This is a genomic window from Pseudomonas sp. HMSC08G10 (assembly GCF_001808425.1).
GTDB lineage: Bacteria > Pseudomonadota > Gammaproteobacteria > Pseudomonadales > Pseudomonadaceae > Aquipseudomonas > Aquipseudomonas guariconensis.
In genome coordinates this window covers 96,683-113,081 of record NZ_KV793324.1, presented here as the reverse complement: position 1 = coordinate 113,081, position 16,399 = coordinate 96,683, and the positions used below count along the sequence as shown (strand labels likewise).

15 protein-coding genes are annotated in these 16,399 nt (G+C 61.7%); 7 read left to right on the top strand and 8 right to left on the bottom strand.

Translation table 11 applies throughout. The annotated features are described in order from the left end of the window. Positions 1-90: 90 nt before the first annotated feature. The 5 genes from HMPREF3173_RS18645 to HMPREF3173_RS18625 are packed head-to-tail and all read right to left on the bottom strand — an operon-like array spanning position 91 to position 6,578. Positions 91-468 (bottom strand): response regulator, encoded by a 378-nt coding sequence (locus HMPREF3173_RS18645; protein ID WP_043215057.1) that lies wholly within the window; start codon positions 466-468, stop codon positions 91-93. Positions 469-512: 44 nt separating this feature from the next. Next, positions 513-1,739 carry a hybrid sensor histidine kinase/response regulator gene (locus tag HMPREF3173_RS18640; RefSeq protein ID WP_070575467.1) on the bottom strand — a complete coding sequence of 409 codons (1,227 nt, stop codon included), beginning with the start codon at positions 1,737-1,739 and terminating at the stop codon, positions 513-515. After that, positions 1,733-2,308, bottom strand: coding sequence for a chemotaxis protein CheB (locus HMPREF3173_RS18635; protein WP_070575464.1), 576 nt, complete (start codon positions 2,306-2,308; stop codon positions 1,733-1,735). The genes HMPREF3173_RS18640 and HMPREF3173_RS18635 overlap by 7 nt, the downstream gene beginning before the upstream one ends. Beyond that, on the bottom strand, positions 2,305-3,126 hold the full coding sequence (locus tag HMPREF3173_RS18630) for a CheR family methyltransferase (RefSeq protein WP_043215065.1): 822 nt from the start codon (positions 3,124-3,126) through the stop codon (positions 2,305-2,307). Before HMPREF3173_RS18630 ends, HMPREF3173_RS18635 begins: the two co-directional genes overlap by 4 nt. Further along, complete coding sequence (locus tag HMPREF3173_RS18625; protein WP_070575461.1) at positions 3,123-6,578, bottom strand: response regulator; 3,456 nt, start codon at positions 6,576-6,578, stop codon at positions 3,123-3,125. The genes HMPREF3173_RS18630 and HMPREF3173_RS18625 overlap by 4 nt, the downstream gene beginning before the upstream one ends. 231 nt (positions 6,579-6,809) lie before the next feature. Between HMPREF3173_RS18625 and HMPREF3173_RS18620 the strand changes: the two genes are divergently transcribed. Beyond that, positions 6,810-7,160, top strand: coding sequence for a response regulator (locus HMPREF3173_RS18620; protein WP_043215070.1), 351 nt, complete (start codon positions 6,810-6,812; stop codon positions 7,158-7,160). A 14-nt stretch (positions 7,161-7,174) separates the two neighbouring features. On the opposite strand, the gene dgt is transcribed toward HMPREF3173_RS18620, so the two are convergent. From dgt to HMPREF3173_RS18605, 3 genes are read right to left on the bottom strand one after another with little or no spacing between them, the layout of a single operon-like run. Then, entirely contained in the window at positions 7,175-8,395 is a 1,221-nt protein-coding gene (dgt, locus tag HMPREF3173_RS18615; protein ID WP_070575457.1) for a dGTP triphosphohydrolase, read from the bottom strand. Between the two features lie 41 nt (positions 8,396-8,436). After that, on the bottom strand, positions 8,437-9,807 hold the full coding sequence (locus HMPREF3173_RS18610) for a B12-binding domain-containing radical SAM protein (protein ID WP_070575454.1): 1,371 nt from the start codon (positions 9,805-9,807) through the stop codon (positions 8,437-8,439). Further along, positions 9,801-9,992, bottom strand: a complete 192-nt coding sequence (locus HMPREF3173_RS18605; protein ID WP_070575451.1) for a hypothetical protein — start codon at positions 9,990-9,992, stop codon at positions 9,801-9,803. The genes HMPREF3173_RS18610 and HMPREF3173_RS18605 overlap by 7 nt, the downstream gene beginning before the upstream one ends. Before the next feature lie 243 nt (positions 9,993-10,235). Between HMPREF3173_RS18605 and HMPREF3173_RS18600 the strand changes: the two genes are divergently transcribed. The 6 genes from HMPREF3173_RS18600 (at position 10,236) to HMPREF3173_RS18575 (ending at position 16,384) form a co-directional block, all read left to right on the top strand. Then, positions 10,236-10,715 carry a hypothetical protein gene (locus tag HMPREF3173_RS18600; RefSeq protein WP_070575478.1) on the top strand — a complete coding sequence of 160 codons (480 nt, stop codon included), beginning with the start codon at positions 10,236-10,238 and terminating at the stop codon, positions 10,713-10,715. Between the two features lie 65 nt (positions 10,716-10,780). Then, positions 10,781-12,355: a sensor domain-containing diguanylate cyclase gene (locus HMPREF3173_RS18595; protein ID WP_070575448.1), complete on the top strand. Its 1,575-nt coding sequence runs from the start codon at positions 10,781-10,783 to the stop codon at positions 12,353-12,355. A gap of 82 nt (positions 12,356-12,437) precedes the next feature. Then, on the top strand, positions 12,438-12,788 hold the full coding sequence (locus HMPREF3173_RS18590) for a hypothetical protein (protein ID WP_139146871.1): 351 nt from the start codon (positions 12,438-12,440) through the stop codon (positions 12,786-12,788). Between the two features lie 119 nt (positions 12,789-12,907). Then, positions 12,908-13,681, top strand: a complete 774-nt coding sequence (locus HMPREF3173_RS18585) for a ParA family protein (RefSeq protein WP_070575442.1) — start codon at positions 12,908-12,910, stop codon at positions 13,679-13,681. 78 nt (positions 13,682-13,759) lie between these two features. After that, positions 13,760-14,167: a DUF2946 domain-containing protein gene (locus HMPREF3173_RS18580; protein ID WP_070575439.1), complete on the top strand. Its 408-nt coding sequence runs from the start codon at positions 13,760-13,762 to the stop codon at positions 14,165-14,167. A 66-nt stretch (positions 14,168-14,233) separates the two neighbouring features. Next, positions 14,234-16,384, top strand: coding sequence for a TonB-dependent receptor (locus tag HMPREF3173_RS18575; RefSeq protein WP_070575436.1), 2,151 nt, complete (start codon positions 14,234-14,236; stop codon positions 16,382-16,384). Positions 16,385-16,399 lie beyond the last annotated feature (15 nt).

Genomic DNA, 16,399 nt, shown 5'->3' with positions numbered 1-16,399 from the left:
AGTGACCCGCCGTAAAGGCGGAAAGGTGACTACCTGTCGATCCAACAATCGGATAAGCCCACCAACAAGAAACCAACAGAAACCAACGATTCACTGCAAAAGAATCTGAATCTGCTCCCGCAAACTATCCAGATCGAACGGCTTGGCCAGTATCGGCGCCCGCCGCGCAATCGGGCTCTGGCACTCGCGGATCTCCGCCGGATACCCACTGATGAAAATCACCTTCAAGTCCGGCCTCAACTTGACCGCAGGCTCAGCGATCTCCACCCCCGAAATCCCACCCGGCAAACGAAAATCCGTCACCATCAAATCCAGATGCGGCTTGCTCGCCAAGATGGCAAAGGCCTGTTCACCGTCTTCGGCCACCAGCACGTGATACCCCTCCCCAGCCAGATAATCACGCAGGATCATGCGAATCGCCGGTTCATCCTCGACGACCAATACGACATCTTGTGCATCTTCACTCATGACTTCGCCTTGGGATTCAAAAACTTGGCCATCAGACCGTCACCTCAGGCAGAGGTTGCCTGCGTCTGGTCGCTTTGTCGACGTTGTGCCGCCAACGGCAGGTAGAGGCTGAACGTCGCGCCTTTACCTTCCTCGCTGTCGACATGGATGCGTCCGCCATGGGCCTGGGCGATCTGTTCGGAGATATACAGACCCAGCCCAAGACCTGCGCTGGACTGCTGCGCCGCGACGCGTTCGAACTGCTGGAAAATACGCTGCTGATTGGCCGCGCTGATGCCGATCCCTTGATCCTGCACCTGCACGCAGGCCATGGCGTCGTGCTCGAACACTCGCACTCGCACCGGTCGCCGTTCGCCGTAACGCAAGGCATTGGACAACAGATTGGCCACCACTTGCTCAATCCTGAACTCGTCCCACTCTCCCGGTACCACCTCGCAACGCTCCAGTTCGAGATGGGTTTCCAGGGCCGCAGCCTGTGCCGTGAAATTCTCCACGAGTCCCCGCACCAGTTGCGCCAGGTCGAACGCCTTGGGTCGGATCGACAGCTTGCCGGTACGAATGCGGGCCACATCGAGCATGTCTTCGATCAAGCGGATCAGGCTGTTGATCTGCCGTTCGTCACGCTCGACCATTGCCCGCAGACGATCTTCACTGAACGCCGCAATATTGCCCTTGGCCAGATGCATCTTGCGCAGTTGGGTTTCCAGAATCAGGCCATTGAGCGGCGTGCGCACCTCATGGGAGACGATCGACATGAAGTCGTCGCGCATGCGCACGGCGCGCTCCAGCTCGCCACGCGCCACTTCGAGCTCGGCCAGCAGTTGCGCCTGCTCCTGGCGGCTGCGCTCCAGGGCCTCCAGCTGACGCCCCAGCGCCTTGCGCTGGCGGAACAGGTCGACGAAGACCGAGACCTTGCTCTTGACCGCCAGGGTGTCCAGGGGCTTGTGCATGAAGTCCACCGCGCCACTTTCATAGCCTTTGAACGCGTAGTTCATCTCGCGACCGGCCGCACTGACGAAGACGATCGGGATGTTCTTGGTCTTTTCGGTGCCACGCATCAGTTCGGCCAGCTCGAACCCGTTCATGCCAGGCATCTGCACATCGAGAATGGCCAGCGCGAATTCATGTTCGAGCAACAACGACAGCGCCTGCTCGGCGGACTGGGCCCGGTGCACTTCGCGGTCCTCACCCTGGATCAGGGCTTCGAGGGCCAACAGGTTTTCCGTCAGATCGTCAACGATCAACAGTTTGGCGGTGATATCGCTCAGCATGCGCGCGGTTCCAGGGTAGCGAGCAGATGCCCGATACCACTCAGGGAAAGAATATGGTCGGGCTGCTGCAAGGCCAGCGCGGCCTCCGGCATCTGCGCGACCTGTGCGTCGCGGGGGTCCTGGATCACGGTCCGGCCCCCGCTGTTCTTGATCTGAAGCAAACCCTCGGCACCGTCTTCGTTGGCACCGGTGAGCAGCACGCCGAGCAGGCCGGCGCCATAGGCATCCGCCGCCGACTGAAACAGAAAATCGATTGCCGGGCGGGAGAAATGCACCGGGTCTTCCTGGCTCAACGACAGGGTCAGGTCGCGTTCAATCGACAAATGGTAACCGGGTCCGGCCACGTAGATCACCCCGTCGACGATGCGCTCTTTGTCCCGGGCCTCATGCACCGGTCGATGCAAGCGTCGCTGCAACACAGAGGCCAGCTGGCTGTGGCGATCATCGGGCAGGTGCAAAACGCACAGCACCGGAATGGCAAAACCTTCAGGCAGCCCGCCTAATACTTGCAACAGCGCCGAAACGCCGCCCGCCGAGGCACCGATGACCACCGCCGCCACGCCACTCATGACTTGCGATAGATCCGTTCAGGCCGCACGAGCGCTTCGAAGCGCTCGCTGTAGGCGGAAAAATCCAAGGACTCCTTGCTGCCGAGTACCAGGAACCCACGATGGCACAGGGACTCATGGAACAGGCCCAAGGCGCGATCCTGCAGCGCCTTGTTGAAATAGATCAGGACATTGCGACACGACACCAATTGGGTTTCGGAAAACACACTGTCGGTGGCCAGGCTATGGTCGGCGAAAGTCACGTTCTCGCGCAGGCTGCTATCGATGATCGCGTTGCCGTAGGCGGCCGTGTAGTACTCGGACAAGTCCCGGCGCCCTCCAGCCTTGCGGTAGTTCTCGGCGTAGGTCTGCATGGCCTTCAGGGGGTAGATACCCTGCTTGGCTTTTTCTAGTGAATGGGGGTTGATGTCGGTGGCATAGAGGATGGTGCGCTCCAGCAAACCCTCCTCGCGCAGCAGGATCGCCATCGAGTAGACCTCCTCACCCGTGCTGCAACCGGCGATCCAGACCTTGAGCGACGGCCAGGTGCGCAGCAGCGGTACCACCTCCCTGCGCACGGCCAGAAAGTGCTCAGGATCGCGGAACATCTCACTGACCGGAATCGTCAGGAACTGCAGCAACTGCATGAATGCTGCCGGATCGTGCAAGACCCGCTCCTGCAAGGCCGATACCGTGCGGCAATCGAACTGGCGCACGGCGTGCAGGATCCGGCGCTTGATCGAAGCGCCGGAATAATCGCGAAAATCGTAGCTGTACTTGAGGTAGATCGCCTCGATCAACAGCCGGATCTCGATATCGGTGTTGCGTTCGTTACTCAAATTCGCTCCAGTTGCGGCAGCCATACACGGATCAGTGAGAACAAGCGGTCCAGTTCGATCGGTTTGGCCAGGTAATCATTGGCGCCAGCCTGCAGGCAGCGTTGCTGGTCGTCCTTCATGGCCTTGGCGGTCACGGCGATGATCGGCAACTTGCGCCAGCGCGCTTGCTGGCGGATCAACCGAGTGGCCTCGTAGCCGTCCATCCCGGGCATCATCACGTCCATGAGCACCAAATCGATGTCCGGGTGCTGCTCCAGACGCTCGATGGCCTCATGCCCATTGCGACCGATTTCGACGATGGCGCCCTTATGCTCAAGGGCGCTGGTCAAGGCGAAGATATTGCGCACATCATCGTCCACCAAAAGGATCTTGCGCCCTTCGAACACTTTGTCACGACTGCGTGCGGTCTTGAGCATGCGCTGGCGCTCATGGGAGAGCTGCGATTCGACCTTGTGCAGGAACAGCGTGACCTCATCGAGCAGCCGTTCAGGCGAGCGCGCGCCTTTGATGATGATCGAGCGCGAGTACTTGAGCAGGTCCGCCTCCTCCTCACGGGTGAGGTTGCGCCCGGTGTAGACGATCACGGGCGGGAAGGACCGGATCGTCTCGGACGTCATGCGCTTGAGCAACTCGTTGCCAAGCATGTCCGGCAGCTTGAGGTCGATGATCATGCAGTCGTAGATGTTTTCGCGTAGCAGCGCCAGGGCCTCCTGTGCCAGGGCCACTGCAGTGATCTCGACATCCTCATCGCCGATCAGGCGGGCGATGCTCTCGCGCTGCAGGTCATCGTCCTCCACCAGCAGGATGTGCTTGAGCTTCTGGGTGAGTTTGGCTTCCAGGCGACCGAACACCGCCTTGAGTTCCTCACGGCTGGCCGGTTTGACTGCATAACCCACCGCGCCCATGTGCATGGCCGCCTCGATGCGATCCTCCACCGAGATGACATGCACCGGGATGTGCCGGGTGCTGGCCTGTTCCTTGAGCCGTTGCAGCACCGTCAGCCCCGAATGATCGGGCAGGCGCATGTCCAGCAAAATGGCATCCGGCGTGTACTGGGCGGCCAACGCGTAACCCTCGTCGGCCCCTTGGGCCACCAGGCAGCTGTACCCCAGTTCATGGGCAAGGTCATAGAGGATACGGGCGAAACTTGGCTCGTCCTCCACCACCAGGATGCAGCGGTTGGCGAACGGCGCCTGCTCGCGGTCATCGGCAAAAGCCGGTGCCTTGGCAGGTGGCGGCGCGGCAGGCAGCGTTGCCGGTGGCGTCGGCGCCGGCGCGCTCATCCGCGGCGCAGAGGGTTCTACCTCATCGGCTTCGAGCTGCTCGGGCAGGACAAGACTGAACGCGCTGCCCTGCCCTGGAGCGCTCTCGACCTTGATCTGCCCGCCCAGCAACCGCGCGAGGTCACGGGAGATCGACAGCCCCAGACCGGTGCCGCCGTAACGGCGGTTACTGGTGCCATCGACTTGATGGAAGGCGTCGAAGATCGCCTGGTGCTGGTCGGTCGCGATGCCGATGCCGGTGTCACGGACTGTGAAGACGACACTACGGTCCTGCTGCTGGTCGATGGTCAGGCTGACTTTTCCGTGCTCGGTGAACTTGATGGCGTTGGACAGCAGGTTCTTCAGGATCTGCTCCAGGCGCTGACGGTCGGTGAGCAGCGTTGCTGGTACCCCCGGCTCGAGTCGTACGTCGAACGCCAAGCCTTTGTCCTGGGCAAGCGGCTGGAACAAGCTGCGCAAGCCATCGGCTAGGCTATCGACCTGGGTGACCTGTGGCCGCACTTCGAGCTTGCCGGCTTCGACCTTGGCAATGTCGAGAATATCGTTGATCAGATTGAGCAAGTCGTTGCCCGCCGAATAGATGGATTCGGCGAACTTGACCTGTTCGCTGCTCAAATTGCCCTGCGCGTTCTCGGCCAGCAATTTGGCCAGGATCAACGAACTGTTGAGCGGCGTACGCAGTTCGTGGGACATGTTGGCGAGAAACTCGGACTTGTAGCGATTGGTACGCTGTAAATCCTCGGCTCGGGCCTGCAGCTCCAACTGCGCCTGGTTGAGCTCGCCATTCTTGCGGCCCAGGGCATCGGTGCGCTCGGCCAACTGCTCGTTGGTCTGCTCCAGCTCCGCCTGTTGAATCTCCAGATGCGCCTGGGACTCTTTGAGTACGCGGGACTGCTCCTCAAGCTCCTCGTTGGCGGTCTTGAGCTCTTCCTGCTGCACTTGCAGCTCTTCGTTGAGCTGTTGCGTCTCGGCCAGTACCTGCTGCAGGCGATGTCGGTAGCGTGCGCTTTCTATGCTGATACCCAGGCTGCCCGCCACTTGCTGCAGCAGCTCCACATCGCGCTCCTGCAAAGGCCGCAGGAACCCCAGCTCCAACACACCATTGACCTGGCCATCGTCGTGGGTCGGCAGCAGCAAGGCACTGCGTGGCAGACCGCTGCCCAGGCTCGAGCTCAGCCGCAGGTAGTCCTCAGGCAGGTTGTCCAGGCGCAACGGCGCCCGTTGACGGACCGCCTCGTCCAACAGGCCTCCCTGGCCAGCGGTCAATGGCCCTTGGGCCTGTTCGGGGTCCAGGCCATAGCTGGCCACACGCACCAGTTGCCCTTGTTCATCGCGTACATGGAAGGCCCCCACCACGCTGCCCAGGTAACTGGCGAAAAAGCGCAGGATATTGTCGCCGAGCATCGCCAGGGTCAGTTGGCCCAGCACCTGTTCGGCCAGCTGGGTCTGGCCGCTGCGCAGCCATGCCTGGTGCTCCAGGCGCTCGGTGGCGCGGCGCTGGGCCTGCAAGTTGTCCACGTAGCTGTTCGACAGCAGCAGCAGGTCGCGACGGCCAAGATACGCCAGCAAGGCACTGAGCGTGACGATGAACAACACAAAGGCCGTGATCGCCCAGACCGTGACACTGTTGACCTTCTCGTTGCGCGCCATGCGCAGTTGCTGCTCGGTGACAATGAAATCGTCGAACTCCTTGCGGATTTCATCGGTCAAGCGCTTTCCGCGGCCATTGCCTATGGAAGTCTGGTAATCGCCCTGGTTGCGCCGCGAGGCGATCATTTGGCTGCTGAAATCGTTCCAGGCCTGTTGCAGGGCCACCAGGCGGTCAATTCGCTCTGTCTGTTGCGGGTTGTCCTGCACCATCGCTCGCAAGGCCTTCAGACTCGTGAAAATGCGAGGCTTGGCCACTTCGTAGGGGTCGAGGAAGCGCTCGTCCCCGGTGATCAGGAACCCGCGCATACCCGTTTCCATGTCGATCGACAGTTTGACGGTTTCGTTGGCATTGCCGATCACCCGATCGGTGTGCTCGACCCATTGCATGGCCGAGAGCAGGTAGTTGATCACCGCGACGAAAGCCACGGCGCCCAGCAGGCCTACCCCCAGGGGGAGCCCTACGTTGCGGCTCAACAGTTTGCGAAAGCTCTGTTGATCCATCGAGGCTGCTTGAATCATCTGAAAACGCCCGAGCAAAAAAAGTCCATTGAAAGGATCGCGGCCACTACGCAAGGCGGACGCTATAGCGAGTCTAACCAGCTTTGCCCGCTCTGACAGGGCAGTTAGCCAGTATTTGAAGGTTGCTGGCGCCAATCGTTCCATCGATCGACAGGGGCCGTTATGCTGGGGAACTTCTGCAACGTACGCACCCACACAAGTAAGGACAACCCTTCTGAACAGGACGCCCCCATGCAACTTCTGGTAGTCGAAGACGACGACATCGTTCGGATGTTGATGGTCGAAGTGCTCGACGAACTGGGCTACACCGCCATCGAAGCCGAGAACGCCACCGCGGCCTTGAAGATCCTCGAGGACGCCAACCAGCCATTGGCACTGCTGATGACCGATGTAGGCCTGCCGGACATGCGCGGCGAGGAACTGGCAGCCAAGGCCAGAGCACTGCGTCCAGCGCTGCCCGTGCTGTTTGCCAGTGGTTTTGCCGAGAGCTTCGATGTACCGCAGGGCATGCACCTGATTGGCAAGCCCTTTGGTATCGATCAGTTGCGCGACAAGGTCATGGGAATATTGGGAACGCCTTGAGCGCAGGCGCCGCCCTAGGGTCGGCGCTCGCCGAAATAGTAGCGATCCAGACTGCCTTTGCCAAAATAGCGCTCGTATTCCTGGATGGCGTACAGGTCCATCATGCCTGCGATGTAGTCGATGATCAGCCTGTGCCTGTCCGCCTTGAGTGAGCGAAGCTCCGGCGGCAGCAATCTGTTTTTCTCGTTGTAACGCTCATCGCTGTACACCTCGAACAGCCCCTTGATCACCTGCTCGCCTCGTTTTTCGTAGAGCTGTACGTCTTTTTTGCGCAGGATGGCCTTGAACAAGAGTTTCTTGAGGCCCTCCGCCAACTTGGCATAACGCGTGTAACCGAGTTTGCCATCCACCAGGCCGATGTCCGAACACAGCGTGTTGACGATCTTGGAGGTCAGTTCCTTCTTCAACACCATGGCGTACTCTTCCGACGACCCCAGTCGATGCGAGCACATCGCATCGTTCTGCACCGCCTGCGCCAGTTGCTCCATCATTGGATACGCCTCGGCGAAGGTGTCGCTGATCTTGAACTCGTGCAGGATTTCTCCCAGGCTGATCAGACCAAAACTCAAGGCGTCCTCCAGATCATGGGCGGCATAGGCGATTTCATCGGCAAGGTCCATGATCTGGGCGTCAATGCTTTTGCTGCCTTCGAAACCCTGCTTCGCCAGTTCGGCACAGAGGAACTGGTAGTCCTCGTCGTAGAGGAACTTCGCCGGATTGTCCTCCCGGCGATGAAAGTATTTGGTCACCGCCATCAGCGTACGGACATTGAGGTTGAGCCCGTCGTACAAATGATGCTTGCGCTCCAGGGTGCGCAGAATACGAAAGGCCTGGGCATTGCCTTCGTATCCGCCACAGTCGCCACACAGTTCGTTGAGCACTTTTTCTCCATGGTGCCCGAATGGCGGGTTGCCGATGTCATGGGCCAGCGCTGCAGTCTCGGCGACGACAGTGTCATTGAGCGCCAGGTCAATGGCTATCGAACGCGCGATCTGTGCGACCTCCAGGCTGTGGGTGAGGCGATTGCGGTTGAAGCGTCCGGCGTCGATACCCAGCAGTTGCATCTTGCCTTGCAAGCGCCGGAAGGAAGAGGAGTACAGGACCCTGGCGTAGTCGCGCATGAGTTCCTGACGCCCATTGGATCGTCCATCGTCATGGACGAAGACTCGGTACTCCAATTTCGCAGCTTCGATTTCTTGTTCCTTGGCGTAGGCCTTTACATCGCTGTCGTACATGTCATCCCTTCCTCGGTTGTACGTAAGTCTCACCGTGGCCGCTATGGCCGAAACGGCAAGCAGTCCGCATCCGATGCCGCGACATCCGCCTCGAACGCCTGCTCACTGTAATCGCGTGGGTAATAGGAAAAGCGCTTCAGATCAAAGTAATCCTGCTTTGCCATATAGCGCCTGGACAGCGCCAGGCTCTCGCGCTCCACCTGCTCAGCGTCCAGTTCAGGGCTCAGGTTTAGCTGCGTGATGCCACAGTCCTCGGCGCTTGCGGGGTCGACAGGTGTCGCGCCCCGTGCCCTTAGTGCCGCCAGAAACTCAGAACAATGGCTGGGCGGGCCATAGACCACCACTGGCCCGACCGACACGCCCTTGATGCAGTGGGCATGGGCATCGAGCCACTGTCGGGTCTGCTCAAGGGTGTGCGCCGTTTCACCGGCGTAAAGCATCACGTTGACCTTGACCCAAATGCCGTGACGGGCACAGGCCTGCAGTAATTTTGACGCCGCCCCTAGGTAGCGCGCCGGGTCCCGGGCCTTGTTCATCGCCAGGATCTGCTCGGGCGCCGCCGACTCAAGGCCAAGGTCGATGACTTTCATGCCCGCCGCAGCCAGGCTTGGGATTATCTCGGGTTTGATACCATCGACCCGGCTCTCGCAGCGCCAGAGAATCCTGGCATCACAGCGCTGGACCTGTTCGGCCAGCGCCTGGGCCCATCGCGGGTTGGGCAGGAAGAAGGACGACTGGAAGTACGGATGGATGCCGTGGTCGCCATAGTCGCCTGCAAGCTGGCGCAGCTCGTCGGCGATCCGTTCAGGGGCTTTGAGCTTTTGCAGTGGGACGTCTCGCTCTTGGCAAAAAGTGCAGCCCTTGCCACATCCGCGCGAGGTCTCGATGCTGGGCTGATAACGCCGATGCCCCTCGACCAGCAGATGGTTGAGCCCAGCGGCCCGCCCATCCCATGCACCCTGAAACCCCAACAACGAAGGCAACAGGTCTTCACCCAAACCTTGAACGATCCGATCGACCAGCGGCAGCTTGCCGTGCAGCCATTGCCGGTCAGGCCCTGTCACCCATCGCCCACCGAGTACGATACGCACCCGTGGCTCCATGCCCTTGACCGCCGAACAGAACACGCGCGCCCACTCCAAGGCATGGAAGCTAGTCATCGACAGCATCAGCGGCGCATCGACCCGGAGCAACCCCTGCCGGTGAAGACGCTCGGCGAGCGCAACGGGAGCCTCGTGTTCGCCATGCACCAACAGGGTCTCGAGGCCGTTTCGCTGACACAAGGTCGCCAGACCTAACGCGCCGTAGTTCAGGTACAGCTGCCGACGGGCCAAGGCGTGATCCCGCTTCTTGGGGCGCAGCAGGCCGGCGGACACGAACAGCACCGGTACACGTCCCGCGCCGATCAGCATTCGCCGAGTTCCCGGGCACACCAGTCACACTCGCCGTCCTCGGACTCGCCCTGCACGAAGAGAATCTGGCCGGCTTCACCGGTTTTGCGGTCGTCTTCGATGCAGCTGTCACAAAGGGTGATCGTGGGGTATTGCTCTGCGGCGCGATCAGACATCAGATCGCCATACACTACGCATTTCTTCATGGTCGCATCCCAGGTGATGAGGGCATTTCGTTAGCCGTTGGCATCCTTTTGCCTCGGTCTGGACACCTTTAGCCAGGCCACTCCGACCTGTCAAAAACGCAGTGTTTAGGCAACGCCTGGAAAGCCAAGCGCCTTCTTACAACGCACGGCTGAACGACCGACACAGACCTTCCTGTCGATGGATCGAAAGCCTGTCGGTGTTCTGAAGTACACTTGCCGTCCAACCTGACCAAGGCTTACCTCATGGCTCGCTTCCCTCGCCTGCTGCTCCCCTTGCTGCTGCTCGCCACTCTCGCCGCCTGCGACCAGAAACCCACCCGCGAAGAAAAGATCCTGGCCAACCTGCCGCTGCAGGAAGCCTACGAGCACAACATCGAGAAGATCGCCGCACTGCTCGCACCCAAGCATCCGCAGTTGTCCGAGCCACAGATTCAGGCCGTGCTGCGCAAACACCTCACCGCCGAGGACCAGCGTCAGGACCTGTTCAAGCTCTACAGTGAACAACACTTCAGCGATGCCGAATTCGACCTCATCGTCGCCGCCACACACGATCCGCAGAAAGCCAAGGCGCTGGAGAACAGCAACGAAGGCAAGCGCCTTAGCGAGAAGCTGACCGCCTTTATGCGCGAAAGCGCCAGCGACGAGCAGGTACAGGCCCTGGCCGAGCAACGCATGCAGCAGGTCGAGGACGAACTGAGCGAGCTGGAAACCTCCAAGGAGTGAAAACGGCTGCGACTGAGCCCTGTAACAGGTAAGGTTGTTTCTCTTCCCCGCCCAAGAGGTCAGGATTGCCACACACCAAGAAAGGCCTGCGCCTGGATCTGCGCACGCTGATTCTCATACTTGCGGCACTCACCGCCACCGTGATGCTGCTGACCAGCTACTTCGCCAGCTACCGCGTGCAGCGCCAGCTGCTGATCGACCATGCGCTGGAAGCCAATCGAGTGTACGCCGCGAAACTGGCCTCGATCACCGAGATGTTCCTGGGTAACGCCCTGCAACAACTGGCCTTCAGTGCTTCGGTCCAGAGCCGTCAGCTCGACGATGCTTTGGCGATGCAGAACGAAACCCAACGGCTGCTGCGCCAGAGCAGCGCCTTCAACTCGACGTTCGTGGTCGATGCCCAAGGCGTCCTGCAGGCCATTTCACCGGCGCCGCTGCGCAAGATGATCGGTGCCCGCCTGCAGACCCCTGGCGCCACCCAGGCACTGCGCGAACGGCACGCGTTGGTGTCGACGCCGTTTCTTTCCACCGCCAGCAACTTGGTAGTGGTGCTATCGCAACCTATCTTCGACGCCAAGGGTGGCTACCTTGGTTATGTAGGCGGCACGCTGTACCTGCGCGAGCACAACATTCTCAAAAGCCTGCTAGGCGAGCATTTCTACAAGGATGGCTCCTACCTCTATGTGGTCGATCGCAACCGACGCCTGCTCTATCACCCGGATGCCGAGCGCGTGGGCACAGTGGTCCAAGGCAATGCGTTGATCGATAAACTGGAAGCCCTGGGCAATGGCACGCAGCAGGTGCGCAACAGCACCGGCGTGGACATGCTGGCGGGCTTCGCCACCGTGCCCAGCACGGGCTGGGGCATCGTTGCCCAGCAGCCATTGGCGCAAACCGTCGCCCCGCTCAAGCGCCTGATACTCGATGTGGTCGGCATTTCCGCGCCGCTGGCCCTGCTGGGCTGTCTGGTGCTCTGGTGGCTGACCGTGGCCATCACTCGACCATTGCAACAACTGGCCGCCAGTGCACGCGCCCTGGACCGTCCCGGAACGGCCGAGGGCTTGCAGCGGGTCAAGGCCTGGTACTTCGAAGCCGCCGAGCTTAAGCGAGCGCTGCTGTTTGGCTTGAACCTGTTGCAGGAGCGCATCGGCCGGCTCAACCGGGCAGCCCAGACCGATCCGCTCACCGGCCTGGGCAACCGTCGCCACCTGGACTTCAGCCTGTCGCTGCTGGAGGCTGAAGCCTGTGACTTTTGCGTCGTGGCACTGGACATCGACCACTTCAAGCGGGTCAACGATGGCCATGGGCATGAGGTGGGCGACCAGGTGCTGCGTCGACTGACCGAACTGATGCGCCGCTGTTGCCGGGAAGGCGATGTGTTGTGCCGCACCGGCGGCGAAGAGTTCTTGATGCTGCTGCCCGACGCCAGCCTGCAAGCCGCCCTCGCCGTGGCCGAGCGCCTGCGCAAGGGCGTGCAGGACACCCCCATCGAGCCGGTGGGTGCGGTGACCCTCTCGCTGGGTGTGGCGCGTTGGGAAGCGGACAGCAACGAAGCGCCCAGCGAAGCCCTCAACCGCGCCGACCGGGCGCTCTACGCGGCCAAGCAGGCCGGGCGCAATCGCGTGATGACCAGTGACTGAGGACACCGTCCGTCGCGGTTTCGGCACCCACCTTGACATCGGGGGTTCCAATGCACGCAGACCTGATCCAAGGAGACGTGCCATGAGACACCCACACCTGCTTTCATTGAGCCTTGCCCTGTGCCTGGGCGCCAGCGCGCCTCTGGCGCTGGCGGCCGGCACTGCCAATACCGTGCGCACTCCCAGCGAGCAGATACCCGGCACCGGCACCATCGATCGCGACGGCGGTGCCATGGGCTCTGGCACTCCAGGTGACGCCATGGGCAGCGGCAACGGTGGCACCGATGCCAACGACACCGACAACACCGGCGGCGACGGCACCTCCCAAGGCAGCAAGGGCGACCAAGGCCCGGGCACCGGCAACAGCGGCGATGTCGATGACGCCGGGACCTCGGGCGGTTCGGACATCCACGATGATCGTGAAGCACCCTGAGGCCTGCACCTGCTCTAGTACAGGGCCTCTGGCCGACATGTAACAAGTCTTGTCTTAATACTGTCATCTTACGGTCATAGGATTGACCTCGATCTGCAACCTATCAGGGATGAAGTACCATGCGTCGTGTCGTGTTCAACCACAAAGGCGGTGTAGGCAAGTCCAGCATCGCCTGTAACCTCGCTGCCGCCAGCGCCGCCGAAGGTTATCGAACCTTGCTGGTCGATCTGGACCCGCAGGCCAACGCCACCTATTACCTCACCGGCCTTGCCCACGATGCGATCCCTGCCGGCATCACCGATTTCTTCCGCCAGACCTTGTCCGCCACCGCGGCCGGCCAGAAGCACCGCGTGACGATCACCGAAACACGCTATGACAACCTGCACCTGGTCACCGCCAGCCCGGACCTCACCGACCTGCAGCACAAGCTCGAAAGCAAGTTCAAGATCAACAAGCTGCGCAAATTGCTGGTGGAGCTGTCGGAAGATTACGAGCGCATCTACATCGATACGCCCCCAGCCCTGAACTTCTATACCTTCAGTGCCCTGGTGGCGGCCCAGCGGCTACTCATCCCGTTCGATTGCGACAGTTTTTCGCGCCAAGCGCTACGCAGTGTTCTGATGGAGGTGGAGGAACTGCGCCAGGACCACAATGCCAACTTGGTGGTCGAAGGGGTGGTGGTCAACCAGTTCGCCGGGCGTACGGCCCTGCACCAGACCCTGGTCGATCAGCTACGTGCCGAGGGGTTGCCGGTGCTGCCGGTGTACTTGAGCAGTTCGATCAAGATGCGCCAATCCCATGAAGCGGCGATGCCGCTGGTGCACCTGGCGCCCCGGCACCGATTGTCCCAGGAGTTCGTCGATCTGCTGGATGCGCTGGAGCGGGCAGCCTGAGCCGGCGCAGCATCTGGGCGCCATGCTGCGACAATCCACCACATCACGACCGTTCATCCGAATGGTAGATTCGCCGCCATGAAAACCTTGCGCCGGACACGTGTGCTGACCGCCTGGACGCTCTATGCCAGCGTCCTGTTCAGCCTATTGCTGTGCGGCCTGCACCATGGCCAGATGAGTGGCCTTCGCCTGTCCGGGCTGGAAGGCGGATTCTGCTCGCTGTCGAGTGACCACGGCCCGGCCGTCGACCTAGGCGACAGCGGCAGCGACTCGCACATGGCGCAGCTCGATTGCCCGGTGTGCTCTTCCTTTGCCCTGGCAGTACCACTGACCAGCAGCGCCTGGACCTTCACCCAGGCCCAGGGCAACCCGCCCTCGCCGATCGTGGTGCGCAGCTGGGCGCAACCGCCACCGCGCTACCTGCGCCCTGCCCTCAACCCTCGCGCCTCCCCCTCCGACTTCCTCGCAGCAGCAACTTCAGCCTGACCTCGACCGGGTGCTTTCGCGCACGGTCGTGGCCAGCCATGACCTTTGCGTGGAATCCCTGACAACATGATCCGCAATACTTCCCTGGTGCTCCTGATGGGCACCTGCAGCTACGCCTGGGCGGGTGCCAACCCCGTCGAACTGACCGCCACCACCATCGATGGCGAACGCGAGGCGCCCAGTGGCGTGCAACTGGACGAGCCGATCCAGACCGGCTCCCGATTGGGCCTGACTGCGCGGCAGACGCCAGCCTCGGTGAGCGTTTCGGACCGCCGCGTGATCGAGGAACGTGATGCCAAGGACACCCAGGACGTACTCAACACCATGACCGGCGTGAACGCCTCCGCCAACCCAGGCTACGGTGGGTTCGTGTCCTACCGGGGCTTTACCCAGAACCAGGTCACCCAGCTCTACAACGGCATCAACCTGGGCTACAGCAGCGCCACCCGGCCGGTGGACGCCTGGGTCGTCGACCGGGTCGAACTGATCGGCGGGCCGTCGTCGTTCCTGCATGGCACAGGCGCCGTGGGAGGCTCGATCAATACCATCACCAAGCTGGCCAGCCGTGATGAACAGACCTTCGACGGCCGGGTGCGCTATGGCAGCTACGACGATTCGGAAGTCGCCTTCGGCATCAACCAGGCCCTGGCCAGCAACCCGGCCGACGCCCGGCATTTCGCCCGACTGGACTTCAGCCGTGGCCATGGAAACGGATACATGGACCGCAACGAACGCTGGACCGACAGCCTGGCCTTCTCCGTGCTCAGCGACCTTGCCCCCGACCTCACCCACACCCTGGCCGTGGAATACCAGCAGGACAAGGAAGACAGCCCCTACTGGGGCTCGCCTATCCTGCCCGGGCGCAGCACGATGAAGATCGACCGCAGCCGGCGCTTCGAGAACTACAACGTCGCCGATGGCCGCTATGAGCAGCGGGTTCGTTGGCTGCGTTCGATCCTCGATTACCAGATCAGCGACACGACGAGCGTGCAGAACACCCTGTACCACTACAACGCTCAGCGCGACTACCGCAACCTCGAAAGCTACGCCTACAACGACGCAGGTAACGTGGTGCGCTCGAGCCCCTACCTGCAACGCCACCAACAGCGTCTGCTGGGCGACCGCATCGAACTGCGCCACGATGATCAAGTGCTGGGCCTCGCCAGTCAGTGGTCCTTGGGCCTGGACTATTCGCGCATGCGCCAGACCCTCTACCCCACTTCGGGTAGTTGGCGTGATGTCGTCGATCCAGCGCATTTCGACCCGGGCAGCTTCGATGACATCCCCGGCGTGAACGCAGGCCTGACCAAGCAGCGTCACAACGAGGTGACCAACCGCGCCCTGTTCGCCGAGAACCGCCTGCAACTGACCGACCGCCTGGCCCTGCTCACCGGCCTGCGCTACGACTACCTGGACATGCAAGTGACCCACTATGGTCCTGTCTCGCCGACCAGCCCGGCCTTCTTCGAGCGCCGCTGGGAGTCGTTGAGCGGGCGCATCGGCCTGACTTACGAGCTGACGCCTGCTGCGAGCGTTTACATGCAGTACAGCACCGCCGCCGACCTGCCCGCCGGCTCGTTGGCCGCAGCGACGTACTCCAACGTTGGCCTGTTCGACCTCTCCAAGGGCGAGCAGTGGGAGGCTGGCAGCAAGTTCGACTTCCTCGACGGAAGGGGTGCAGCGACGGTGGCGGTGTACCAGATCGTACGCAAGGACTTTGCCGTGCGCGATTCCAACGACCCCAACGTGATGGTCCAGGCTGGCCAGCAGACTTCCCGCGGCATCGAGCTGTCGGGGCGGCTGCAGGTCACGCCCAAGCTGCTGGCCGAGGGCAACTACGCTTATGTCGATGCCCTATACGACGACTTCAACGAAGCGGCCGGCGGCCAGTCGGTCTCACGCAAAGGCAACACCCCGGTCAACGTGCCAGCCAACGTCGCCAACCTGTGGCTGACCTATAGCTTCACCTCGGCTTGGTCGGCGGGGATGGACGTGCGCTACGTCGACTCGGTGTACGCCAACAACGCCAACACCCTGCAAGCGCCGGCCTACACGTTGCTGGGCAGCTTTGCGCGCTATCGGCTGGACGCGCACACCACCCTCACCGCTCGGGTGCGCAACCTCACCGATGAGCTGTATGCCAAACAGGCGTATGGCGGGCAGTACTACATGGGCGCGCCGCGTACCGTCGAGGTGGCGATGGACTTGCGCTTCTGAGCGGCGGACCGAAAG